Source organism: Streptomyces sp. KM273126 (genome assembly GCF_004337435.2).
Taxonomy (GTDB): Bacteria; Actinomycetota; Actinomycetes; order Streptomycetales; family Streptomycetaceae; genus Streptomyces; species Streptomyces acidicola.
Map to the genome: position 1 here is coordinate 131146 of NZ_SJXB02000001.1, position 22436 is coordinate 153581.

Annotated in this window: 20 protein-coding genes and 1 pseudogene; 8 read left to right on the top strand and 13 right to left on the bottom strand. The window is 70.1% G+C overall.

Annotated features, from left to right (window positions below; genetic code table 11):
* Positions 1 to 162: 162 nt before the first annotated feature.
* Together E0500_RS00525 and E0500_RS00530 are read right to left on the bottom strand one after the other, a co-directional pair.
* On the bottom strand, positions 163 to 1539 hold the full coding sequence (locus E0500_RS00525) for a deoxyguanosinetriphosphate triphosphohydrolase (RefSeq protein ID WP_220140419.1): 1377 nt from the start codon (positions 1537 to 1539) through the stop codon (positions 163 to 165).
* Positions 1540 to 1604: 65 nt separating this feature from the next.
* A complete protein-coding gene (locus E0500_RS00530; RefSeq protein ID WP_131569824.1) occupies positions 1605 to 2528 on the bottom strand; it encodes a sirohydrochlorin chelatase in 924 nt (307 codons plus the stop codon).
* A gap of 281 nt (positions 2529 to 2809) precedes the next feature.
* Between E0500_RS00530 and E0500_RS00535 the strand changes: the two genes are divergently transcribed.
* The 3 genes from E0500_RS00535 (at position 2810) to E0500_RS00545 (ending at position 6323) form a co-directional block, all read left to right on the top strand.
* On the top strand, positions 2810 to 3526 hold the full coding sequence (locus E0500_RS00535; RefSeq protein ID WP_131569826.1) for a vancomycin high temperature exclusion protein: 717 nt from the start codon (positions 2810 to 2812) through the stop codon (positions 3524 to 3526).
* A 557-nt stretch (positions 3527 to 4083) separates the two neighbouring features.
* Positions 4084 to 5685 carry an FAD-dependent oxidoreductase gene (locus E0500_RS00540; RefSeq protein ID WP_131569828.1) on the top strand — a complete coding sequence of 534 codons (1602 nt, stop codon included), beginning with the start codon at positions 4084 to 4086 and terminating at the stop codon, positions 5683 to 5685.
* On the top strand, positions 5682 to 6323 hold the full coding sequence (locus tag E0500_RS00545; RefSeq protein WP_131569830.1) for a Rid family hydrolase: 642 nt from the start codon (positions 5682 to 5684) through the stop codon (positions 6321 to 6323). The genes E0500_RS00540 and E0500_RS00545 overlap by 4 nt, the downstream gene beginning before the upstream one ends.
* 252 nt (positions 6324 to 6575) lie before the next feature.
* Here the strand turns inward: E0500_RS00545 and E0500_RS00550 are convergent, their stop codons facing one another.
* The 3 genes from E0500_RS00550 to E0500_RS00560 are packed head-to-tail and all read right to left on the bottom strand — an operon-like array spanning position 6576 to position 10243.
* Entirely contained in the window at positions 6576 to 7343 is a 768-nt protein-coding gene (locus E0500_RS00550; RefSeq protein WP_131569832.1) for an enoyl-CoA hydratase-related protein, read from the bottom strand.
* Positions 7344 to 7367: 24 nt separating this feature from the next.
* A complete protein-coding gene (locus E0500_RS00555) occupies positions 7368 to 8651 on the bottom strand; it encodes a hypothetical protein (RefSeq protein ID WP_131569834.1) in 1284 nt (427 codons plus the stop codon).
* A 17-nt stretch (positions 8652 to 8668) separates the two neighbouring features.
* A complete protein-coding gene (locus E0500_RS00560; protein WP_131569836.1) occupies positions 8669 to 10243 on the bottom strand; it encodes an amino acid adenylation domain-containing protein in 1575 nt (524 codons plus the stop codon).
* A 507-nt stretch (positions 10244 to 10750) separates the two neighbouring features.
* Here E0500_RS00560 and E0500_RS00565 point away from each other — a divergent pair.
* From E0500_RS00565 to E0500_RS00570, 3 genes are all read left to right on the top strand, one after another.
* A complete protein-coding gene (locus tag E0500_RS00565) occupies positions 10751 to 12655 on the top strand; it encodes a molybdopterin oxidoreductase family protein (RefSeq protein ID WP_399118308.1) in 1905 nt (634 codons plus the stop codon).
* Positions 12646 to 12996 carry a molybdopterin dinucleotide binding domain-containing protein gene (locus tag E0500_RS45295; RefSeq protein WP_399118310.1) on the top strand — a complete coding sequence of 117 codons (351 nt, stop codon included), beginning with the start codon at positions 12646 to 12648 and terminating at the stop codon, positions 12994 to 12996. The genes E0500_RS00565 and E0500_RS45295 overlap by 10 nt, the downstream gene beginning before the upstream one ends.
* 115 nt (positions 12997 to 13111) lie before the next feature.
* Complete coding sequence (locus E0500_RS00570) at positions 13112 to 14323, top strand: serine/threonine-protein kinase (protein ID WP_399118312.1); 1212 nt, start codon at positions 13112 to 13114, stop codon at positions 14321 to 14323.
* Positions 14324 to 14327: 4 nt separating this feature from the next.
* Here the strand turns inward: E0500_RS00570 and E0500_RS00575 are convergent, their stop codons facing one another.
* The 6 genes and pseudogenes from E0500_RS00575 to E0500_RS00600 form a co-directional block, all read right to left on the bottom strand.
* A complete protein-coding gene (locus tag E0500_RS00575) occupies positions 14328 to 14744 on the bottom strand; it encodes a gamma-glutamylcyclotransferase family protein (protein WP_399118314.1) in 417 nt (138 codons plus the stop codon).
* Positions 14745 to 14882: 138 nt separating this feature from the next.
* Positions 14883 to 16025, bottom strand: a complete 1143-nt coding sequence (locus E0500_RS00580; RefSeq protein WP_131570047.1) for an amidohydrolase family protein — start codon at positions 16023 to 16025, stop codon at positions 14883 to 14885.
* Between the two features lie 156 nt (positions 16026 to 16181).
* The gene (locus tag E0500_RS00585; protein ID WP_131570045.1) at positions 16182 to 17351 is read right to left on the bottom strand and encodes a S9 family peptidase; all 1170 of its coding nucleotides are present in this window, start codon (positions 17349 to 17351) and stop codon (positions 16182 to 16184) included.
* Positions 17352 to 17516: 165 nt separating this feature from the next.
* Positions 17517 to 18052 (bottom strand): annotated as a pseudogene (locus E0500_RS00590) (DUF2087 domain-containing protein).
* Positions 18049 to 18558, bottom strand: a complete 510-nt coding sequence (locus E0500_RS00595; protein ID WP_131570043.1) for a hypothetical protein — start codon at positions 18556 to 18558, stop codon at positions 18049 to 18051. The pseudogene E0500_RS00590 and the gene E0500_RS00595 overlap by 4 nt, the downstream one beginning before the upstream one ends.
* Positions 18559 to 18702: 144 nt before the next feature.
* Positions 18703 to 19203 carry an ATP-binding protein gene (locus tag E0500_RS00600; RefSeq protein ID WP_131570042.1) on the bottom strand — a complete coding sequence of 167 codons (501 nt, stop codon included), beginning with the start codon at positions 19201 to 19203 and terminating at the stop codon, positions 18703 to 18705.
* Between the two features lie 198 nt (positions 19204 to 19401).
* Here E0500_RS00600 and E0500_RS00605 point away from each other — a divergent pair, with 198 nt between their 5' ends.
* Entirely contained in the window at positions 19402 to 20280 is an 879-nt protein-coding gene (locus tag E0500_RS00605) for a helix-turn-helix transcriptional regulator (RefSeq protein ID WP_309504757.1), read from the top strand.
* A 3-nt stretch (positions 20281 to 20283) separates the two neighbouring features.
* Entirely contained in the window at positions 20284 to 20484 is a 201-nt protein-coding gene (locus E0500_RS00610; RefSeq protein WP_131570040.1) for a DUF397 domain-containing protein, read from the top strand.
* A 4-nt stretch (positions 20485 to 20488) separates the two neighbouring features.
* Here E0500_RS00610 and E0500_RS00615 read toward each other — a convergent pair whose 3' ends face one another.
* Both E0500_RS00615 and E0500_RS00620 read right to left on the bottom strand, forming a co-directional pair.
* On the bottom strand, positions 20489 to 21508 hold the full coding sequence (locus tag E0500_RS00615) for an LLM class flavin-dependent oxidoreductase (protein ID WP_131570038.1): 1020 nt from the start codon (positions 21506 to 21508) through the stop codon (positions 20489 to 20491).
* A 98-nt stretch (positions 21509 to 21606) separates the two neighbouring features.
* Positions 21607 to 22272: an NADPH-dependent FMN reductase gene (locus E0500_RS00620; protein ID WP_131570036.1), complete on the bottom strand. Its 666-nt coding sequence runs from the start codon at positions 22270 to 22272 to the stop codon at positions 21607 to 21609.
* Positions 22273 to 22436: the final 164 nt, after the last annotated feature.

The window sequence follows — 22436 nt, forward strand, 5'->3', positions numbered from 1 at the left end:
CCTCCTGCCGGTCCGGGGTGACCCCCGGATGAACATTGCGCCAGTTGAACCTTGCGGATGTCGCCACATGCGAGCGTCCCGCACGGAGCGTGATGCGGGAAGAGGGAGTGGCCCGATCAGGCCACGCAGGGTCACGCCTGTCCCCCTCCAGGGTCACTGGTGTCACATGTGCCCGGTGAGTCTCGTGTGCAACGTGCGGGCCGAGGCATCGGTGAGGGAGGCGATCTGATCGACGATCACGCGCTTGCGGGCGCGGTCGTCGGCCGCCTCCTGGAACAGGGCACGGAACTGTGGTTCGAGTCCGTCCGGTGCGCGGGCGGTGAGTGCCTCGGCGAGCTCGGCGACGACGATCCGCTGGTCGGCGCGGAGACGTTCCTGCTCGGCGCGCTGCATGACGTACCGGTCGGCGACGGCCTTGAGTACGGCGCACTCCAGCCGGGCCTCGCGCGGGACGACCAGTTCGGCCGCGTACCGCGTGAGCCGTCCGCTGCCGTACGCCGCCCGGGTCGCGCCCTCGGCGGCCAGGCAGAAGCGGCCGATGAGCTGGCTGGTGGCGTCCTTGAGGCCGGCCTGCGCGACGGCCGTTCCGTCGTAGCCGTGCGGCCACCACTCCTGGCCGAGGAGGCGGTCGAGGGCCTCCGCGAGCTCGGCGGGGTCCGTGTCGGCGGGAACGTACCGGCCGAGGGCGACGGCGAAGACCGACTGCCGCTCGGGCTCGGCGTGCAGGGCGCCCGGGTCGATGTGGCCCGCGTGCAGGCCGTCCTCGAAGTCGTGCACCGAGTACGCCACGTCGTCCGACCAGTCCATGACCTGGGCCTCGAAGCAGGTGCGGTGCTCGGGGGCGCCCTTGCGGATCCAGTCGAAGACCGGCCGGTCGTCCTCGTAGACGCCGAACTTCCGGGAGGCGGGGGCGGTGGGGTGAGCGCCGCGCGGCCAGGGGTACTTGGTGGCGGCGTCGAGGGCGGCGCGGGTGAGGTTGAGGCCGACGGAACCCTCCGGGGTGAAGCGTTTGGGTTCGATGCGGGTGAGGAGCCTCAGGGACTGGGCGTTGCCCTCGAAGCCGCCGCAGTCCTCCGCGAACTCGTTCAGCACCAGTTCGCCGTTGTGGCCGAAGGGCGGGTGGCCGAGGTCGTGGGAGAGGCAGGCGGCTTCGACGAGGTCGGGGTCGCAGCCGAGGGCGGCGCCGAGCTCGCGGCCGACCTGGGCGCACTCCAGGGAGTGGGTGAGGCGGGTGCGGGGGCTGGCGTCCCAGGCCTGGCTACGGGTGCCCGGTGTGACGACCTGGGTCTTGCCGGCCAGGCGGCGCAGCGCCGCGGAGTGCAGTACGCGCGCGCGGTCGCGTTGGAAGGCGGTGCGGCCGGGGCGTTTGTCGGGTTCCGTCGCCCATCGCTCGACGGCGGTCTCGTCGTATGCGTCGGGGGCGATGGTGTTCTCGTGGGTCCCGAAGGTCCCGTGGGCAGGGGGTGTGGCGGGGTTTGCGGCGGAGGGTGTTGTCGTCCGGGGTTCGGTGCCTTCTGCCTTGGGTGGGGTGCCTTCCATGTCCCGACAGTAAACGCAGGCACCGACAAACGGGGCGTTGCGGTCCGGACAAGCGGGGCGTGGCGTCAGGCCGTGGCCAGTGCTGGTTCCGTCGCGCCCGCCGGGACCCTCGCGGCCTCGTCGTAGCGGTGCAGGACCAGGCGGGCCATCGCCGGGTGGGCGCCGAGGGGGGCTGCGGCGATCCAAGGGGCCGCGTCGGCGCACTCGGTGGCGAAGCGGCCGGGTGCGGTGAAGTAGGAGGCGACGGCGACCCGGTGGCGGCCGCGGGCGGCCAGGGCACGTACAGCCTCCGGGACCGTGGGTGCGGCGGCGGAGGCGTACGCGGGCAGGACCGGGACGCCGAGGCGTTCGGCGAGGAGTTCGGCGGTGCGGTGCGTGTCCACGGCCGCGTCGGGGTCGCGGGAGCCTGCGGCGGCGAGTACGACGCCGCTCGAACGGCGCTCGGCCCCGGTCCTCGGCGTGTGCCAGCCGGCCTCGACGAGCCGCTCGTACAGGGTGTCCACGAGCAGGGAGTGCGGGCCGAGGGGCGCTGCGAGCCGGGTACGCACTCCGGACTCGGCCGCCATCTGGGGGATGTCCTGCTTGACGTGGTAGCCGCGGCTGAGGAGCAGCGGTACGAGGACGGCGCCGTCCGCCTCCTGGTCGCCGAGGGTGGCGAGAGTGTCGGGGAGCAGGGGCTCGTTGAGCTCGATGTGCCCGAGGTGCACGGGCAGGCCGGGCCGCAGCTCGCGCACTCGGTCGATGAGGGTGTGCACAGTGGCGAGGGTGCGCGGGTCGCGGCTGCCGTGCGCCACGAGGACGAGCGCGGGCGGTTGGGCGGGGCGCCGGGTCCCGTCGGGCGCGACGAGGCGGAGCCGGGTGGCGAGCTGACTGCTGATGCGGTTCATGATGTGCGCCGTACTGTCGAGGTGAGCGCCACGGAGCGGCTGGCCGCCGAGGCTGGGCTGGGGCTCGTCGCGGGGAGCGCCGGACTTACGCGTCGCCGTCATGAACCGATCGTCGCCGCAGGACGTTGCCGAGCCGTTGCATAGGTATGTCAGGTGTTTTCCGGGGGTTCACGGTGCGGTGACCGGACTGTGTGAGGTGCGGTGACCTGCGGTTTTGTTCACCGAGAGTGAACCTGGTCACGTCGTGGGGCGAACCGGATCGCTGTGTGCGGCGTCTTCGTTGATCGAAACGGCGGGAGCTGTCGAGGTGGCGGAAACCGGCCGAACACTCGTATCAGGTCTCAGGGGTGTCTGAGGTATCAGGCCCCAGGGGGGTTGTCGTCATGCACCTGTCGCGCCCGACGCTCCGGTGGCCGTCCGGCCTCCGTCTCCGCCGGCCGCGGCTGCCACGTACCCGTGCCGGGCAGCGGCGGGCCGTGCAGGTGGTGATGGTGCTGTGTGTGCTGGCACTGCTGCCGGCGACGTGGATTTTCGTCGCGGCGGGCGACCGGTTGCGGACGACCGACAGCGTGCCGCGGACCGATGTGGCCGTGGTGTTCGGCGCCGGGCTGTGGGACAGCGAGCCCTCGCCGTACCTCGCGCATCGGCTGGACGCGGCGGCGGAGCTGTATCGGGCGGGGCGTATCGAGGTCGTGCTGGTCAGTGGGGACAACAGCCGTGAGGACTACGACGAGCCGGATGCGATGCGGGCGTATCTGACGGAACGGGGCGTTCCTGATGCGCGCATCGTGAGTGACTACGCCGGGTTCGACACGTGGGACTCGTGTGTGCGGGCCAGGAAGATCTTCGGGGTGGATCGGGCGGTGCTCATCAGTCAGGGGTTCCACATACGGCGGGCGGTTGCTCTGTGTGAGGAGGCGGGGGTGCGGTCGTACGGGGTCGGGGTTGCTGATCGACACAATGTGACCTGGTACTACGGGGGCGTGCGGGAGATCTTCGCTGCGGGGAAGGCGGCGGTGGATGTGGTGTTCGAGCCGGATCCGCGGTTCCTGGGGCCGAAGGAGTCGGGGGTGGAGCGGGCGTTGGGGGCTGAGCGGTAGGTCGTGGGGCGGCTCCCGGGGGTCTGGAAGCGGAGAACGGCGGCACGCTCCGGCAGCCTGCACCAGCACCAGCACCAGCACCACGGTTGTCGCCGGCTACCCCACCGACCGGCGTCCAGGGCACGGTCCGGGTCCTCCGGGCGGCGAAGGGCTCGGCCGCTCTGCCGGCTGCGCCCAGGCCCCGGACCGGCGTCCCACGACGGTGAGCGTGCGTGCGCCGACGGCGCGGAGTACGCGCCACAGCCACGCGCGGACCTCGCGGCGGCCCCCTCGGTCTACCAGGGGCTTTGCTCTTCTCTCCTGATCCAAGCGGCTGTTCGCCGTATTCCGGTCCCGCGCAACCTCGGGGCAGCAGTCCTCGCCCGGCGAGCAACCCTGCATGTTCATGCCACAACATGGATGGTTACGCCATGGACATGGCATTGCAACACCTCAAACGAAGGCTGAGGGGGCCTTCCGCTCCCACCAGCAACACACCCCCCATGTGGCCGGGCTACGGGCTAGAACGATGCGCCCCGGCCAACCCCGTGCCGCGGGCGCCGGCAAGGGAGGAACGAATGGCTCAACAGGCATCTCGCCGCAACTTCCTGAGATCCGTCGGTATCGCGGGCGGCGCCGGAGTGCTGTACTCGGCGATGGGGGCCCTGGGTCTGGCGCCCGTCCCGGACGTACGGGCCGCGGAGTACCGGGCGCCCCAGCGGAGCGACTTCGCGCTGACCGGACGGAGCGGACGGAAGGTCCTCGTACTCGGCGGCGGCATAGCCGGCCTGGCGACGGCCTACGAGCTCGGCAAGGCCGGTTACGACTGCCGGATCCTGGAAGCGAAGGACCGCCCCGGCGGCCGCAACTGGACGGTCCGCGGCGGCACGAGACTGACCGATCTGGACGGGCGCACCCAGACGGCGTCGTTCACCGAGGGCCAGTACATGAACGCGGGACCGGCCCGGCTGCCGCAGTCCCATGTCACGCTCGACTACTGTCGCGAACTCGGCGTACCGCTTGAGGTGTTCACCAATCAGAACGCCAACGCGTACATCTACCACGAGAAGAGCGACGCGCTGGCGGGGAAGCCGATCCGCTGGCGCACCGCGAAGGCCGACGTCTACGGCTATGTCTCCGAACTGCTCGCCAAGGCCACGGACCGGGGGGCCCTCGACAAGGAACTGACTGCCGCCGACAAGGAGAGGCTGATCGCGTTCCTTCAGAACTTCGGCGCCATCAAGGGCAAGGCCGACAACTACGCCTACACGGGCACCGACCGGCGCGGCTACTCGGTCGAGCCGGGTGCGGCCTTCCAGGAGGGCGAGGTCCTCGGCCCGGTGCCGGCGCTGTCGGACGTCATCGCGAGCGGCGTCGGGCAGCGCTTCTCGTTCGAGTTCGGCTACGACCAGGCCATGCTGATGTTCCAGCCGGTGGGCGGCATGGACGCGATCCCGTACGCGCTCGCGAAGGCCGTCGGGCGGGACCGGATCACCTACGGCGCCAAGGCCCTGGAGGTCAATGACCTCCAGGACGGCGCCGAGGTCACCTACCAGGACGCGCATGGCCGGACCCGCACCCAGCGCGCCGACTTCGTCGTGGCGGCCGTCCCGCCCATGGTCATGGCCCGGATCAAGCACAACCTGGGCTCCGACATCACCGCGGCGCTGAAGTACCCCGTCCCGACCCCCGTCGGCAAGGTCGGGCTTGAGTACCGAAGCCGCTGGTGGGAGAAGGACCAGCACATATACGGCGGCATCACGCCGACCGACACGGACCTGTCCACCATCTGGTACCCCTCGTACGGCTACCAGGGCCGCCGCGGCACGCTCATCGGCTACTACAACTTCGGCGCCAACGCCATCGCGTACAGCGACCTGTCGCACGCGGAGCGCGTCGAACGGGCAGTGAGCCGGGGCGTGAAGATCCACGGCGACAAGTACCGCACCGAACTCGACCGGTCTTTCAGCGTGGCCTGGCACCGTACGCCCGACATCGAGGCGGGCTGGGTGGGCTGGCCTTCGCAGAGCGGCCCGGAGTACGCCCTGCTCAACAAGCCCGCGGGCCACGTCTACTTCGCCGGCGACTGGCTCAGCCACGTCATCGCCTGGCAGCACGGCGCGTTCTCCTCGGCCCGCAAGGTCGTGACCGAGATCCACGAGAGGGTGATGTCCGCATGAAGCGTCGTACGAAGGTACTGGTCGGTGCGGCTCTGACCGGTTCGCTCCTCACCGGCGGTACCGCGCTGGCCGAGGGGCGGGGCTGGTGGCCCGACCCGAAGCAGGTACGCGTCATGCTGCCCGACGGCGTGTCCAACCCGGCCATCGCCAACGGCGTGGCGACCGGCAGGGACGTGGCCTCCTACCAGAGCAGCGGCCTCGGCCCCTCCGCGGTCAATCCCGCCGCGCCGGCGGGCACGCCGGAGCGCTATACGGACCCCTCCCTCACCGAGGGGGCGGAAGGCGTCACGATCACCGAGGCGCAGGCCCTCGTCGTGCTGCGCAACATCAAGACGAACCTCGAAGCCGCGGGCCTGACACCGGCCGATGTCATCACGATGAAGTGCTATCTGATGAAACCGCCGGGCTCCGAGAGCGCCGACTACGCAGGCTGGAACCGGGCGTACCGGCAGTACTTCGCCAACGTCGACCTGAAGTCGAACGAGGTGGTACCCGTACCCATGGGCACTTCGGCCGCCAAGCCGCCGCTCCTCGCCAACAAGGCCCGGCCGGCACGGGCAACGATGGAGGTCGCCTCCTTGGCGGTGCAGGGCTGGCTCGTCGAGGTGGAGGTGACGGCGGCCTACCGGACGCGCTGACCAGCACTGTCCACCAGGGCCCATGGGGGCCATGGGGAAGCGGGGCCGATCCCGGGCTCCGCTTCCGCCGCGGCAGCGCGATCACCGGGTCGCCGGCGTGCCGGGTCGCGACGGTTACCCGCCCCATCCCCAGGGGCTCCGCCCCTTCGACCCCGACCAGAGGGCTCCGCACCAGCCCTCTTCGGGGTCCCCCCGGGCCCATTTCGGGGGGCCGGCCCCCAGCACTTGGGACCCGGTGGCCGGCCCCGCGCGTCAGCAGCCTCTGAAGTTCGGCTCCCTCTTCTCCAGGAACGCGCTCATGCCCTCCTTCTGGTCCTCCGTTGCGAACAACGCGTGGAACACCCGGCGTTCGAAGAGGGTGCCCTCCGTGAGCCCCGTCTCCAGTGCGCGGTCGACGCATTCGCGGGCCGCCCGGACCGCGGGGGTCCCGTACGCGCCGATGGTGGCCGCGGCCTCCACGGCTGTGGGCAGGACCCGGTCGTCGGGGACCACCCGTGACACCAGGCCGGAGCGTTCCGCCTCGTGTGCGTCCATCGTGCGGCCCGTGAGGATCAGGTCCATGGCCTTGGCACGGCCCACCAGGCGGGGCAGCCGTTGCGTGCCGCCGATGCCCGGGATCACGCCCAGCTTGATCTCGGGCTGGCCGAAGACCGCCGACTCGCCCGCGATGACCAGGTCGCACATCATCACGAGTTCGCAGCCGCCGCCCAGGGCGTAGCCGTTGACCGCCGCGATCCTGGGCGTGCGGAAGTTCGCGAACTCCTCCCAGCCGGCGAAGTAGTCCTCCGCCGCCATGTCCACGGCCGACTTCCCGGACATCTCCCTGATGTCCGCCCCGGCCGCGAAGACCTTCTCCGAGCCGGTCACCACGAAGCAGCCGACCTCCGGGTCCGCGTCCAAGGGGCGGAGAGCGTCCAGGAGTTCGGTCATCAGCTCACCGCTCAGCGCGTTCAGGACGTGCGGGCGGTGGAGCCGTACCGTGACCACGCGGTTATGGCGTTCGACCTTGATGGTGTTCATGAAGTTTCCTTCCTTCCCTGGCCGTCACGAGTCCCAGATCGCTCCGTACGCCGGTATTCCGCGCCGTTCCAGGCCGTGCACCACCTGCCACGTGAGCTTCTTGTTGGAGATGCAGATGACCGCCTCGGCGCCGAAGTCCCGGTACGCGGCGTAGGCGAGGCGCACCATGTCGGGTTTGCCGTGCAGGGACGTGTCCCGGATCAGGGCGTGCGGCTGGACCGCGAGGATCTCGTCGACGAGGGCGTCGCCGTAGGTCGTACGGGGGCTGCGGGTCGCCCAGACGAGCCGGGAGGGGACCTCCGCGGCGAGCAGGTGCGGCAGGCAGGGGCCGATGCCGCTGCCCGTCGCCACGTAGACCACCTTCTCGAAGAGGGTCTCGATGTTCGCCACCCCCGCCGTCGTGATGCCCTTGACCCAGACCCGGGACGGTCTGTCGTCGATGAACGCGCCCGTCCAGTCACCCGCCCGCGAGATCGTGAGCCGGAAGCCGGACTCGCCGGGTGCGGGCACGTTCGCGAAGGAGTGCCATTCCCGCAGCGGGCCCCGGCTGATCGCCGTGGAGGAGCCCGCGAAGGGGGTGTCGCCGTGGTCGAAGCGGGCCAGCGCCACGTGCGAGGAGGGGCGTTCGATCCGGACGTCCACCTTACGCAGGCGCATCCAGGGCAGGGCCACGCTGAAGGTGATCAGCGCCAGGACCCAGAGGCCCGCGCGTTCGCCGCTCAGGATCGTGTGCGCCCAGAACAACGCCAACGCGGTCCAGCCACCGAAGCGGTGGACCTTCTCGAAGTGGTCGTGGAAGCGGGAGCGGAAGGGTGGAAGCGCGGTCGCGATGATCAGGAGCAACAGGACGATCAGGGTCCAGCTCACCGTCGTCAGCGGGAGGTCCGTTCCCTCCGCCGTCAGCTGCACGGTCAGCGCGACGAACCACAGGCTGCCCGCCAGCGCCCCGCCTACGTGCAGCCCGCCGAAGTGGTACACCTTCCCCAGCGTCCAGCGCACCTTGAGCGGCCAGGTTGTGGGGGCCCAAGTGGCCAGCCTGAAGAGGAAGTTGATGACGTACTGCTGGCGAACGAGGACCGCGAGCGCCAGGTTCGCCAGGGCCGCGTGGCCCAGCGTTGTGGTCTGCAGGGGCAGGGGCCGGCTCGCCCACAGGAACACCAGGTTGGCCAGCAGCACGAGGGCCGCGAGGCGGTTGTAGTGCATCAGGCGCGGGTGCTTGAGGGCGCGCCGGAGGCGTGAGGTGAGCGGGGGCAGTTCGACGGTGTCCTGAGTAGGTGCCGTACGTGCCGTACGTGCCGTACGTGCCATACGCGGAGGCGAGGAGGTCATCGCGCCACCGCCGCACGGTTCCGCACGGCGGCCGTGTCGCCCCTTGCAACCGGTGCCGGCACCCGTTCGCGTTCCTCCGCCAGCCTCAGCAGCGCCCGTTTGTCGATCTTGCCGCGGTCGGTCTCGGGGAGGACGGGAAGCGGCAGGACGTCCGACGGCACGCAGTAGTACGGCAGGGCGGCGGCCACGGCGTCGCGTGCGGCCGCCGGGTCGACCTCGGCCGGGCAGACGAAGGACACCAGGGTGCGGGCGTCACGCTTCAGGGTCACCGCCCGGGCGCAGCCGGGGACACGTTCCAACACGGAGGACACGGCGTCGAGTTCGACGCGGAACCCGCGCACCTTGACCTGGTCGTCGGTGCGGCCGAGGTGTTCGAGCTCGCCGTCCGCGGTCCACCGGCCCAGGTCGCGGGTGCGGAACATGCGGTGGCCGCCGCCGAGGAACGGGTCGGGGGCGTACCGTTCGGCGTTCAGCTCGTCGTTGTCCAGGTAGCCCGCCGACACGCAGTCCCCGCCAGCCCACATCTCGCCGGGCTCGCCGATCGGGACCGGGCGGCGGCGGGCGTCGAGGACGTACACCGTGTTGTTGGGTGTGGGGCGGCCGATCGTCAGCAGCGGGGCGGACGGGTCGTGGCGGCGCATCGTGTTCACGATCGTGGTCTCGGTGGGGCCGCAGCAGTTGTAGAACGTGGCCCGTTCCGCCCACCGGTCCGCCAGCGGGCGCGGGCACGGCTCCCCCGCCACCGCCACGGTCCGTACGCGTGGGCAGCTCCCCGGGTCGATGCCGGACAGCACCGTGGGTGTGGCGACGATGACGTCCGCCGTGCGGGCCGTGGCCGCGATGTCCTTGCCACGAATGGCGAGGGTGCCGCCGTGGGTGAGGCAGCCGAGGATCTCCCAGGCGGCCATGTCGAAGGCGACGTTGAGGAGCTGGGCCACCCTGTCGCCGGGGCGGATGCCCAGGTCGCCGGGTGCGGTGAGGAGTAGGTTCGCGACGTTGCGATGGGTGACCTTCACACCGTTGGGCCGGCCGGTGGTGCCCGAGGTGAACAGGACGTAGCAGCCGTCGTCGGGCCGTACGTCCGCACATCTACCGGGTTCGTACGGCAACGGCTCGTCCAGCGCGATCAGACGGTGGCCCGGCGGCAGGGGCACGCGGTCCGCGTACGCCCGCTGGGTGAGCACCACCCGGGTCGCCGCGGTGCGGATGACGTGGCCGAGCTGGGCCGGGGGCGTCAGGCCGATGTCCTGGGGGACGTAGGCGGCGCCCGCCTTGAGGGTGCCGAGCAGGCCGATGAGCATCGGGATCGAGCGGCGTACGAAGAGGCCGACGTGGTCGCCGGGGCGTACGCCCTCGCGGACCAGGCGGGCGGCGAGGGCGCCGGCGTACCGGTCGAGTTCGCCGTACGTGATCGTCGCGCCCTGGTGTTCGGCGGCTACGGCGCCCGGAGTGGCGGCGGCCCACCGTTCGACGGCGTGGTGGACGAGGGGGTCGGGGAGGGGGACTGCGGGACCCTGGCCGTACTCGTGGAACAAGGCCCTGTCGTGGGGGGTGAGATGGCGCAGAGGCATTGGGGGGTGACCTCCTGGCAGTTTCGTCAGACGGATGACATGCCGTTGGACACGGCGGTGTTTCCGGTGTGTCGAATGCCGTGCGGGTCCGAGCGGCCTCGGGGAGGCGCGATGGTGCGGGGAGGTGCGGGTGCGTTCCCGAAAGCCGCTCAGCCGGCCGCATGCGGGCAGGAGTCGTCTCTCGCTCGCCCGGATGCGGGTCGTGCGCGGACCCGACTGTAGGGGCCTGCTCCTTCAACTCTCAACCAGGTGCGATTGGCCACTCACGCTACGGAATCGGCCACATGTGGTGCTTTCTGTCACAGCGGCAACTTTCGTGCCGCCCGGCGACGACTACTGGCGGGTAGCTCTATGCCGGGGTCCGAGTGTGCGGGTGTCCGGGGGCCGGGGGTCCGAGGGCCGGGGGCCGGGCCTCACGCCAGGCCCGGCCGCGTCGGGAGGTCCCCGTCCCGGCCGCGTAACGGGCGACGTCCCGGCGCGTAACACGGCCGAAGCACGCTGAACCGCATGCGGACCACCTCGACGCCCACCCACTGCCCGTACTGCGCCCTGCAGTGCGGGATGAATCTGTCGCCCCTGCCGAACGGGGGCGTCGAGGTGACCGAGCGGGCGGACTTCCCCGTCAACCGTGGCGCGCTGTGCGGCAAGGGCCGTACGGCGCCGGCGGTGCTCTCGTCCCGGGTGCGGCTGACCTCCCCGTTGGTGCGCTCCGGGGGCGCGCTCGTGCCCGCCACCTGGGACGAGGCACTCGACCGTATCGCCGAGGGGCTGCGCCGCACGCGGACGGAGCATGGCCCGGACGCGTGCGGCGTGTTCGGCGGGGGCGGGCTGACGAACGAGAAGGCGTACGCGCTGGGCAAGTTCGCGCGGATCGTGCTCGGCACCTCGCAGATCGACTACAACGGGCGCTTCTGCATGTCGTCGGCGGCGGCCGCGGGCATGAAGGCGTTCGGCCTGGACCGGGGGCTGCCGTTCCCGCTGGAGGACATCCCGAGGACGGGCTGTGTGATCCTCGTCGGGTCGAACCTCGCGGAGACGATGCCGCCCGCGCTGCGGTACTTCAGCGAACTGCGCGAGAACGGAGGCACGTTGATCGTCGTCGACCCGCGCCGCACGCGTACGGCCGAGCAGGCGGATCTCCACCTGGCCCCGCGGCCCGGTACCGATCTCGCCCTGGCGCTGGGCCTGTTGCACCTGGTCGTCGCCGAGGGCCGCACGGACGAGGCGTACATCCGGGAGCGCACCAGCGGCTGGGAGGAGGCGCGGGCCGCCGCCATGGCGCACTGGCCTGAGTACGTGGAGCGGATCACGGGAGTGTCCGTGCCCCAACTCCGTGAGGCCGTACGGCTGTTCTGCGAGCCTGAGTCCGCGATGGTGCTCACCGCGCGCGGGCCCGAGCAGCAGTCGAAGGGCACGGACACGGTGGGCGCCTGGATCAACCTGTGCCTGGCGACGGGCCGGCCGGGCCGGCCGCTGTCCGGCTACGGGTGCCTGACCGGGCAGGGCAACGGCCAGGGCGGGCGCGAACACGGCCAGAAGGCCGACCAGTTGCCCGGCTACCGCAAGCTGGTCGACCCCGAGGCGCGGCGGCACGTCGCCGAGGTGTGGGGCGTGGACCCGGACTCGCTGCCGGGGCCGGGCCGCAGCGCGTACGAACTGCTGGACGCGCTGGGTACGGACATCCGCGCGCTGCTGCTGATGGGTTCGAACCCGGTGGTGTCGGCCCCGCGGGCGGCGCACATCGAGGACCGTATCCGCTCGCTGGACTTCCTGGCGGTCTGCGATGTCGTCCTCTCGGAGACGGCGGCCCTCGCGGATGTCGTCCTGCCGGTCACGCAGTGGGCCGAGGAGACCGGCACGATCACCAACCTGGAGGGCCGCGTACTGCTGCGCCGTCAGGCGATCACCCCACCGGAGGGCGTCCGCAGCGACCTGTACGTCCTGCACGAACTGGCCGCCAGCCTGGACGGGCCGAAGGGCCTGGAGACGGGCCCGGAGACGGGTCTGGGGAAGGGCATGGAGACGGACCTGGGAAAGGGCCTGGAAAAGAGCCTGGAGAAGGGCTTCCCGACGGACCCGGAGGAGGTCTTCGACGAACTGCGCCGGGCCAGCGCGGGCGGGCTCGCCGACTACTCGGGCATCACGTACCGGAGGCTGGCGGAGGAGAACGGGGTGTTCTGGCCGTGCCCGGCGGGCGGTCACACCGACGACGGCGCGGGTGACCGCGAGGGCGCCTCGCTCGACGGCCTGCCCGACAGCCCGGCAGGTGAGCGCACCGAGGTGGCGGTCCACCCCGGCACCCCCGCCTCTTCCTCGACCGGTTCGCCACGGAGGACGGCCGGGCCAGGTTCGTCCCCGTCTCGCACCGTGCCGCCGCCGAGGAGCCCGACGACGAGTACCCCGTGCTGCTGACCACAGGCCGTGTGGTCGCCCAGTACCAGTCCGGCGCGCAGACCCGGCGCGTCGACGAGCTGAACGCCGCGGCGCCCGGCCCGTTCGTCGAACTGCACCCGAGGCTGGCCGAGCGGCTCGGGGCGGCCGAAGGTGACCCGGTGGCCGTGGTCTCCCGGCGCGGACGCGCGGTCGCTCCGGCGCGCATCACCCGCACCATCCGCCCCGACACGGTGTTCATGCCGTTCCACTGGCCGGGCGAGGGCCGCGCCAACACACTGACCAACCCGGCGCTCGACCCGACGTCCCGCATGCCGGAGTTCAAGGCGTGCGCGGTACGGCTGGAGACGGTCCGAACCTGACCGTCTCGCGGCCGAAACCGTCCTTCGACGACCACCGATCCACTAGCCTGGCCGCTCGACTTGATCGTGAGTCGCGGACCCGGGGATGGGGAGAGGACGGGGCAGGAACATCACCATGATCGAGCCTCTGGGGCCGGGGGATCCGGCTGAGATATCGGGCTACGTGCTGAGCGGGAAACTCGGCGAGGGCGGGATGGGCAGTGTGTACCTGTCCCACACACGAGGCGGGCAGCCCGTCGCGCTGAAGGTGATCCGGCGTGAGTTCGCGCAGAACCCCGAGTTCCTGCGCCGCTTCGCCCGCGAGGTGCAGGCGGCACGCCGGGTGCAGGGGGCGTACACCGCGGCAGTGGTCGACAGCAGCACCGACGGGCCGCAACCGTGGCTGGCCAGCGCATACGTCCCCGGCCCCTCGCTGGCACGCGCCGTGTTCGAACACGGGCCGCTGCCGCTGCGGACCGTACTGCTGCTGACTGCGGGCGTGGCCGAGGCGCTCCAGTCCATCCACGCGGCCGACGTGGTGCACCGCGATCTGAAGCCGTCGAACGTGCTGCTCGCCGCGGACGGCCCCCGTGTCATCGACTTCGGCATCGCACGCTCCGCCGACGCGACGGCGCTGACCGGTACCGATGTGCGCCTGGGCACGCCGGCGTTCATGTCGCCGGAGCAGGCCGACGGCAAGCCCGCGACCCCGGCACTCGACACCTTCGCGCTCGGCCTCATCGGCTATTACGCGTCGACCGGAGGGCATCCGTTCGGCGAGGGCGACGGGCATGCGCTGCTGTACCGGATCGTGGCACGGCAGCCGGACCTGACGGCGTGCCCCGAGCCACTGCGCCCCCTGATCGCGCGCTGTCTGGCCAAGGAACCGACGGAGCGTCCCGCGCTCTCCGACATCATCGAGGAATGCCACCGGATCGCGGCGGCAGAGGGTACGACGCTGACACGCAGCGAGGGCTGGTGGCGGCCGACCCCGGTGGCGGAGGAGACGACGCAGCAGTCAGCCACGCCGTCCGCCAAGGAGCACGTGCGGCAGGCCCAGGAACCGGCCGTGCCGGATCCGAGACGGCCCTACGAACCGACCGCGCTCGACCAGCGACGGACCGTCCTCACGCCGCAGGCGGGCGAGCCCGCCCTGTCCACACCACCGTCCTCGGCCGCGCACCCCGCGCAGGGACGCGGCGCGGCGGCGGTCCCCCGCTTCACCGATCGTCTGCGCGGGCTGTTCGGCGCCCAGTACGGCAGGGTGAAGATCGCCGTCTCGGTGGTCCTGGCGCTCCTGGTGATCGCCACCGGGATCATGATTGAGCTGGGGATTCTGGAGGAGTAGGCGTTCACTTCGGACTTCGCCAGTCCCCGCTCTCGATGAGCTTGCCGTGGGTGCGCAGCCGGGCCGCGACGGCGGGGGCGGCGACGTACACCCAGGCCCGCAGGACCGTTCCGTCCGCGCGGGTCACCTGCCGGTCCACCCGCTCGTAGAGGTTGCGGAGGTCGCCGGGCACGTACTCCTCCAACCGGTCGAGAGCGCGGAGGAGTTCGTCGTACGCCTCGGGACGCGCCGTCACCACCTCACCGGCGACGACACCGTCCGCCGCCTCCACGGCATACGGATAGCCGGGCCCTTCGTACAGGACGAGCCCCCGCATCCGGGCGGGCTCCTCCGACTCCGTGCGGCCGCGCAGGAAGTGGTCGTGGTTGTGCTCGCCGGGGCGGAGGGTGCCGTAGACGAAGAAGGGGAGTCGGGTGGTCACAGAAACGATTCTCGCTCCGCGGGCGAGCCCCGTGCGAAGGCGGTCGACAACGCGCCCTGCGTCGCGCCAAGGTCCGACCGCCGGCAGGTCATCGCCCTATACCACCCCGCGCTCAACGACGGCAGCGGGACGCGAGGGTCACCGCGCGGCCTTGCACACCTCCGGGGCTGTCTTCTTCACGCCGTTCAGCCGGAAGTAGTTCTCGCCGAGGGCGATGCCGCGAAACGCCTTGTCGCCGAGCGCCTTGTTGATGCGGCTGGTGACCTCGAGTTCCTCCTCGTAGACCTTGTAGTCCTTGTTCCTGGAGGCCACGAAGTCTGTGCCCGGGATCGCCCTGGTCGGATACCGGTCCAGGAACGCGGCGTATTTCTCCCTGATCCCCGGCTTGCTGAAGTACTGGTCCTCCAGCACACGCCAGCTGAGGTCCAGGGCCAGGCGGGGATACGCGTCGAGAAGCCTTTCCAGGATGCGGATGTGCTGGTCGGGGTCCAGGGTGGCCAGTTCCTTCGACAGCCCCATATGAGCCCATACGATTTTGTTGTGCGGGTAGCGGCGGAGGGTTTCCTCCATCAAGGGGAGGTACTTCGTCGGCTCCCGGTCGTTTCCCAGATCCGCGTGGATGGTGATCGGAATCCCGCGCTCCCGGAGCACCTTCATGAAGGGTGCCCAGTCCTCGATGTTCTTGTTCGTCGCCGGCGTGTGGTGGTTCGGGAACAGCGCCTGCTTGACGAGGTTGACTTCTCCCGCCCATCGGAACTTCCCCGGGAACTCCTTGTCGTACAGGGCGATTCCGGACGGGATGGTCTCCGGCCGGTTGAGATCCATGAAGGTCATCGAGAGCGTGAGTGCCGGGTCCTGCGGCTTCGCCTCCACGTAATTCGCCGCGTTGACCAAATCGTTCTTCATGCTTGGCGCGACGGGAGTGCCGGGGCAGTCCAGGTAGTACGTGCAGCCGGAATCCACGGGCAGGGTTTGGCCGATGCCGTACACGCTTGCATGGCGGACGCCGGCCTTGTGCAAATAGCCGGTGACTTCCTCGAAGGGGATCGCCCGCCCTCCGAAGGGCCGGAAGTGCAGATGGCTGTCGACGACCGACGTGTAGGGCTCTTTCGTACGGTCAAAGCACCCCCTGGCAGCGCCGGCACCAGCCGGAGAGGCAACGACGGCCGTCGCCGTCAAAACCGCACCGACCGCGGCGAAACGCCTGCCGGTCCGGAACGCATAGCTGTTGATGACGACCTCCCACGTACTTGCCGATCGACGCCGTTGTCGGCACGGCATCCATAGGCAGTGAAGGCGTCAGTCAAACCGTCCGCCCGCCCCATTCATCCAGTCGTGTCACGACACGGCACTCCTCGTCCGCGCACGGGGTCGTGGTTGTGCTCGCCGGGGCGGAGGGTGCCATGGACGACACGACCCGCAGGCCGGCCCGCGAGGTCAGCCGGCGAGCACGGTATCGAGCCAGTCGAAGGTGCGCTGGTGGAACAGGGAGAGCGCGCCCTCGTGGCAGTGCTCGCCTGCGCCTTCGTCCTCACGGAAGAGGATCAGTTCCTTCTGGCAGGTCAGCTCGCCGAGCAGACGTTGCGGCTGTCCCTTGAAGAACTGGTCGTTTTCGGCGTCGAGTACGAGTGTCGGGCAGGTGATGCGGTCGGCGACACCCGCCAGCGTGTATGCCTCGGTTGCCTTGAGCAGCTCGTCGAAGTCGGAGACACCGAAGGTCCACCGGCCGTTGCGTACCACCCATCGCACCATGGTGTTCTGCGCCATCAGCGCCTCCATGCCGCCGGTCGTCGCAGCGGCTCGGCCGGCGGTTGCGGCGGCGACTTCGTGGAAGTCGTCGACGCCGTCGTGCAGCACGCACGCGGCGAGGCGGTGTTCGAAGGCGGCCGCCCTCGCGGCGAGGTAGCCTCCCAGACTCGTGCCGACCAGCACGAGTCGTTCGGCGTCGGCCTCGGGCACGGTGAGCGCGAGGTCGACGGCCGGGGTGACCACGGCCTCCCAGTCCGGCCGGAAGTGCAGGCCCTGCTCGCGGACGGTGCTGCCCTGGCCGGGGCCGTCGAACGCGATGACGTTGTAGCCGCGCCGCACCGCGCCTGCGGCCAGCGCGAAGTAGTTCTCCTCAAGGGTGGAGTCGTAGCCACCGTGGTAGAGCAGGGTCGGGCGCGGGGTGCCCGAATCGTCGGCGAGGAACAGGTAGCCGGGAAGCGTGGTGTCCTCGTACGGGATGCGCAGGGCGCGGGCCGGAGTGTCGAGCAGGGCGGCCGCGTCGGCGAACGTCTGCTGGGAGGCCTTGGCGAGCCGCGCCGACTCGGCGTCGGCGGCGGGATTCTCGCGGCGGTAGAAGTCGGCGGTCCGGTAGTAGTTGGACGCGCGCAGCAGCGCCTCCCGGGCGCTGACTCTGTGACCGGCGGCCAACGCGTCCCGGCCGATGCGCTCGATGCGCGCCGCCGTCGCGGCCCACTGGGCCGACCATGCCTCCTCGTCTCCCTCTGGGACCTGCCGGCAGGTGACCAGGACCTCGCCGAGGTCGGCCCCGCCATAGGCGGCGTAGCCCGCGGCGCGCAGTGCCTCGAAGGAGAAGGACTCGTCGTCGTAGAGGAATTTCATCGTCGGCCCCTTCCATAAACGGAACGGAACGGAACGTAGCGTCTCGTCTCGTCTCGTCTCGCCACACTCGATCGAGGCTAACCTCAGCGTCGCATTGATCTCCTGCTCCAGCCTCTTCGTCGAGGGCGTGAGCCCCTCCGAGCGGTGCGGCTCAGGACTCGTCCGTCAGACGCGCTCGTAGGTGGTGCCGGACTCGTTTCTGCGCAGCAGTCCCTCGTCCACGAGGGCACGGCGCAGGCTCACCCAGTCGTCGAACCATTCGCCGCAGATCGCGTTGACCTTGGCCTCGGAGTAAGTCACGCCGGGCTCGAACGAGTCCTTCACCACGGCCAGAACACGGCTGCGCACCTCCGCCTTGCCCGGAATGGACGTGAGCCGACCACGGCGGAAGTAGGAGCCCGCCCCGTCTCCGCTGCCCCGACCGGAGACCCTGACCTCGGCCTGGACTGCGAGCCGGAAAGTGTCGTCGAGCAGCGTGTACGTGCGCTTTTCGCTGTCGAAGGCGGCGATCCGGCCGTCCGTCAGCTTCTGCAGCGCCGCGGCAGCGGCTGGTGGGCGGAGCTTGGCCATTCGGCGACCTCGGCCACGGAGGTCGCGCCGAGGGCGAGGGCCGCGTAGGCGGCGCGCCGGTCGGCCTGGGCGAGGAGACCGACCAAGTCGCGGCAGGAGGGTGAATGGTCCTCGGTGGGGCCCGTGTTCATGGTGTCCATTCCGGTTGTGGTTCCGGGCACCGATCGTCGTCGTTGTCGTAGAACTCCTCGGGCGGGGGTGCGAGCACCATCGGCCAGTCGTCGTAGGTCGCGAGCAGCTCGTCCAGTGGAATGTCCAGGCCCGTGGTGAAGACGACGGTCCCCTCGGACCGTCGTACGGACGCCTCCGGAGCGGCTGCTGTCTGCGCCCGCAGGATCACCACGGCCTCCGGGTCGACGGCCGACCGGCCGGTGAAGTCGGCGGGGTCCACGCCGACCGCGAGCAATGCGCCTGGGTAGACAGCGACGTCGACCGTCAGTTGGCCGCCGTCGCGTACATGCTCGGCCCAACCGTCGGTCTGCAACAGGCAGGCCCACCCGTTCACCTCGTGACAGTAGTCGCCGAGCCGGGCCACGGCGCGCTCCCCCGGAGTGCCCTCGGGATCAACGAGGAGGACAGCGACGGGCACGTCCGGTTCATCGGGATCCAGGCCGGAACGTACGTACAGGCGGGCCATCGGCGCCTCCAGGTCGCAGCAGGTCGGGCACCAGTACACACCACGCCATCCGGCTCACCCACACAGCAATCTGCGGCTGTCGCCCCTGAGCGACGCACCCCCACGCCGCGGCAATTGGAAGATTTGGGCCAGTCCTGGTGGCGGTCACCAGGCACTACCCGAGTCGTCCGTGGCCGAAATCTGCCAATTACTCGGCTGGCTCAGCATGTAGGGGGCCGGTGTCTGGTGTACGACGTTCAGTTCGCACCAGACGGACTTGCCGACCGTCAGCTCGGTCACGCCCCAGCGGTCGGCGATCTCCCGCACGATGAGCAGGCCGCGCCCGAACATGTCGTCTTCCGCCGCCACGCGCGGGCTCGGCAGCGACTCGCCCTTCGGGTCCGTGACGGCGATGCGTACGGCGCGGTCGGTGAGGGTCAGTTCCACCCGGAAGAGCCGGTCCCGCACGCATCCGTGCAGTACGGCGTTGGCGCTCAACTCCGACACCAACAGGGCGGTGTCGGCGGCGAGTTCAGGGTGCCCCCATTCGGTGAGGAGGCGGTGGGCGCGGCGGCGGGCGAGGGTGACGTTCTTGAGGAGTGGGGTGTAGTCGAGGCGGTCGTGGTGGAGGGCCTGGGGCTCGGCGGATTCATCGGGGGTGGCCATGTCGCGTACCTCCGGGCAGGGGTGAGCAGCGCCACGGTCAACTGGCGCCGCTCTGCAATCAGTTCGTCACCGAACGTAGAGTTACCCCACCAGGGATCGCAAGTTCCTCGCGGAGGATTTCCCCCGAAGGGAGTTTGCGAAGCTGTCGTACGCCGCGCCAGACTTACGGCGCAGCCCAACCCACAGGGGAGCATCAACGTGACCGCGAGCCAGCCGATGCAGGGCAACAGCACGTCCACCGTCCTGGGGCGCCGACTGGGCAGTGAACTCATCAAGTTGCGTACGGCCGCCGGCCTCACACAGACGCACGCGGCCAAGACACTCACAGCCTCCACCACGAAGGTCGCGAAGATGGAGCGCGGTTGGGTACCCATGCGCGACCCGGACATCCGGGCCTTGTGTGAGCTGTACGGCGTCCATGACCCCGGCGCCATCGGTGGGCTGCTGGAGCTGGCCCGGGTCGACCGCGAACGACGTAAGGCAAAGGGCTGGTGGGACGATTACGCATCGCTCGGCAAGATGCAGGAGTACGTCACGCTGGAGTCCGTCGCGACGGCCGTGAAGTCATGGCAACCAGCTTTCGTTCCAGGACTTCTTCAGACCCCGGAGTACGTACGAACGCTGAGGGCCAACCACCAGCGGGCAGCACTCACGGAAAAAGACGAGGAGTTCATCGCGGCCCGCGTGAAGCGCCAGGAACGTCTCGACGACGACAGCCCGCTCACTCTGCACGCCGTGATCTACGAAGCGGTACTGCGCAACACAGTCGGCGGCGAAGTTACGATGCGCGCCCAACTGGAACATCTCCTGACCGTCGCCCGCAAGCCGAACGTCACCATCAATGTTCTCCCCTTCGGCTCAATCACTCTCGGTCTCGACTGCCCCATCAACGTTCTGTCGTTCACCGAGCCCGGCGCGATGGACGTGGTGTACATGGAGGCGCCCTTCGCACAGCTGTGGATCGAAGGCGGGGAGAGGGCTGCCCAGCACGGCCAACTGTTCGAGACAATCGCTGAACGAGCCCTCAGTGAGAGCGACTCGCTTACGTTCATCCGCGACCTGACCAAGGAACTCTGAGCCGTGTCTGACCTCTTCCGGTACCGCAAGTCGAGCTACAGCAACGGTGAATACGAGTGCGTCGAGATAGCCACCAACATCCCCACAACCATCGCCATACGCGACTCCAAGAACCCCTGCGGTCCGACCCTCCACATCCGCCCCACCACCTGGACCGCCTTCGAAACCGCGCTGTGCGAAGGCAAGTTGTCGCCCCTCCGGTAAGACCTCAGTCGGCCGGCCGCCACCCCAGCGCCGGTCCCAGCTTCGTCGCCATGTCCGTCAGGATCTGGACGTAGTCCTCGTGCGCGAAGGTGAAGGGGAGAGCGAAGGCCACCTCGTCGATTTCCCTGAACGCGGCGTGGGCGTACAGGCGTTCCGCTATCTCCGACGAGGTGCCGACGAGGTCCGGGGCGAACATCATGCGGGCCGGGCCCTGGGGGGTGGTCGTGCGAGGAGTGCGTTTCGCGGCGTACTCCTCGTACTTCGCGCGCTGTTCCCGGGTCGCGCTGTCCGTGGGGATGACCACCAGGCCCTGGGAGACGCGGGCGGCGTCGCCGTCGGGGTGGTGGGCGCGGAATGTACGGATGTGCGACAGCTGGATCTCCGCGAACTCCTCGGACTCCTCCGCCTTCACCACGCTGCTGGTCAGCAGGTTCATGCCGTGCTCGCCCGCCCATCGGGCCGAGCGCAGGCTGCCGCCGCCGTACCACATGCGGCGGCCGAGGCCGGGAGACTGCGGTTGCACCCTGTCCGAGAAGACCTCGAAGCCCTCCACCCCGCTGAAGTCCGTGGCCGGCTTGCCGCGGACGAAGTCCAGGAGGCGCTCCACCCGGTCGCGGCCGAAGTCCTCGGAGGCGGCCGTGTCCGGGTACAGGGCCTGCTTCACCTGGTCGTAGTGCATCGGGGGGCCGACGCTCACGCCCGGGTTGAGGCGGCCCCCGGAGAGGATGTCCACCGTCGACAGGTCCTCGGCGAGGCGCAGCGGGTTCTCCCAGCCCAGGGGCGTGACCGCGGTGCCGAGCTCGATGCGGTGCGTGCGCTGGGAGGCCGCCGCGAGGACCGCCACCGGGGACGAGATGCCGTACTGGAGGTGGCGGTGCCGCAGCCACGCGCTGTCGAAGCCGAGGCGCTCGCCGAGTTCGATGACCTCCAGGGTCGACTCGTGGCCCCGGCGCGGATCGGCCTCGTCGAACAATCCGATGGTCAGGAAGCCCAGCTTCCGCAACGGTTGTGAGGGCAGCGGCATGGGGGGCTCCTCCATCAGCACGGCGTCGCTTCAGTACGGCATCGCTTCGGAACGTCTCTACGTCAAAGCCTCCGTGCTCCGGTTCTGTTCCCTCAGCCTCAGCCCCCGTACGGCCGTACCTCCTTCGCCTCCCGCAGGGCCCTCCCCCACCAGGCCAGCTGGTCCAGCATCACCTTCGCCGCCGCGTCGGGGGCGGACGGGTCCTTCAGGCGGCCCGAGTCGTCGAAGGACCCGTGCGCGTTGTGGAAGGACACCGTGTCGCGCACCGTGGTCGCGTGCAGCTCGGCGAAGACCTGGCGGAGGTGTTCGGCGGCGCGGAGGCCGCCCGAGATGCCGCCGTAGGAGACGAGGGCCACCGGTTTGGCGCGCCACTCGTGGAAGTGCCAGTCGATGAGGTTCTTGAGGGCGGCCGGGTACGAGTGGTTGTACTCCGGGGTGACGACGATGAAGGCGTCCGCGGACGACAGCTTCGGGGTGACGGCCGCGAGCGCCTCGGTCGCCTCGGGCGATGGGGAGAGCGTCGTCGGCAGCGGGACCTCGGCCACGTCCACGACGTCCACCTCGAAGTCGCCGTGGGAGCGGATGCGGCCGATCAGCCAGTCGGCCACCACGGAGCCGAAGCGGCCCTCGCGGTTGCTGCCGATGACGAGGGTCACTCGGACGGGGATCTCCCTGGGGGCCTCCGCGAGGGTGGCCACGGTGGGGGCAGGGGTGCGGTGTTGCCGAGTGGTCTCAGCGGTCTCAGTGGTCTCAGTGGTCTTCATGGGCACAGCCTCGTACCTCAACTTTCCTTGAGGTCAAGTCGCAGCCTAGGGGCGGTCTCGCGAGTCCGGCGGTCACCCGTTCACAGGTCCGGACTCCCCCTTACGGGTTTTTTGCCGAGGAGCCCTCGCACCGCACCCATGACCTGCTGGAATGCCGGGCATCT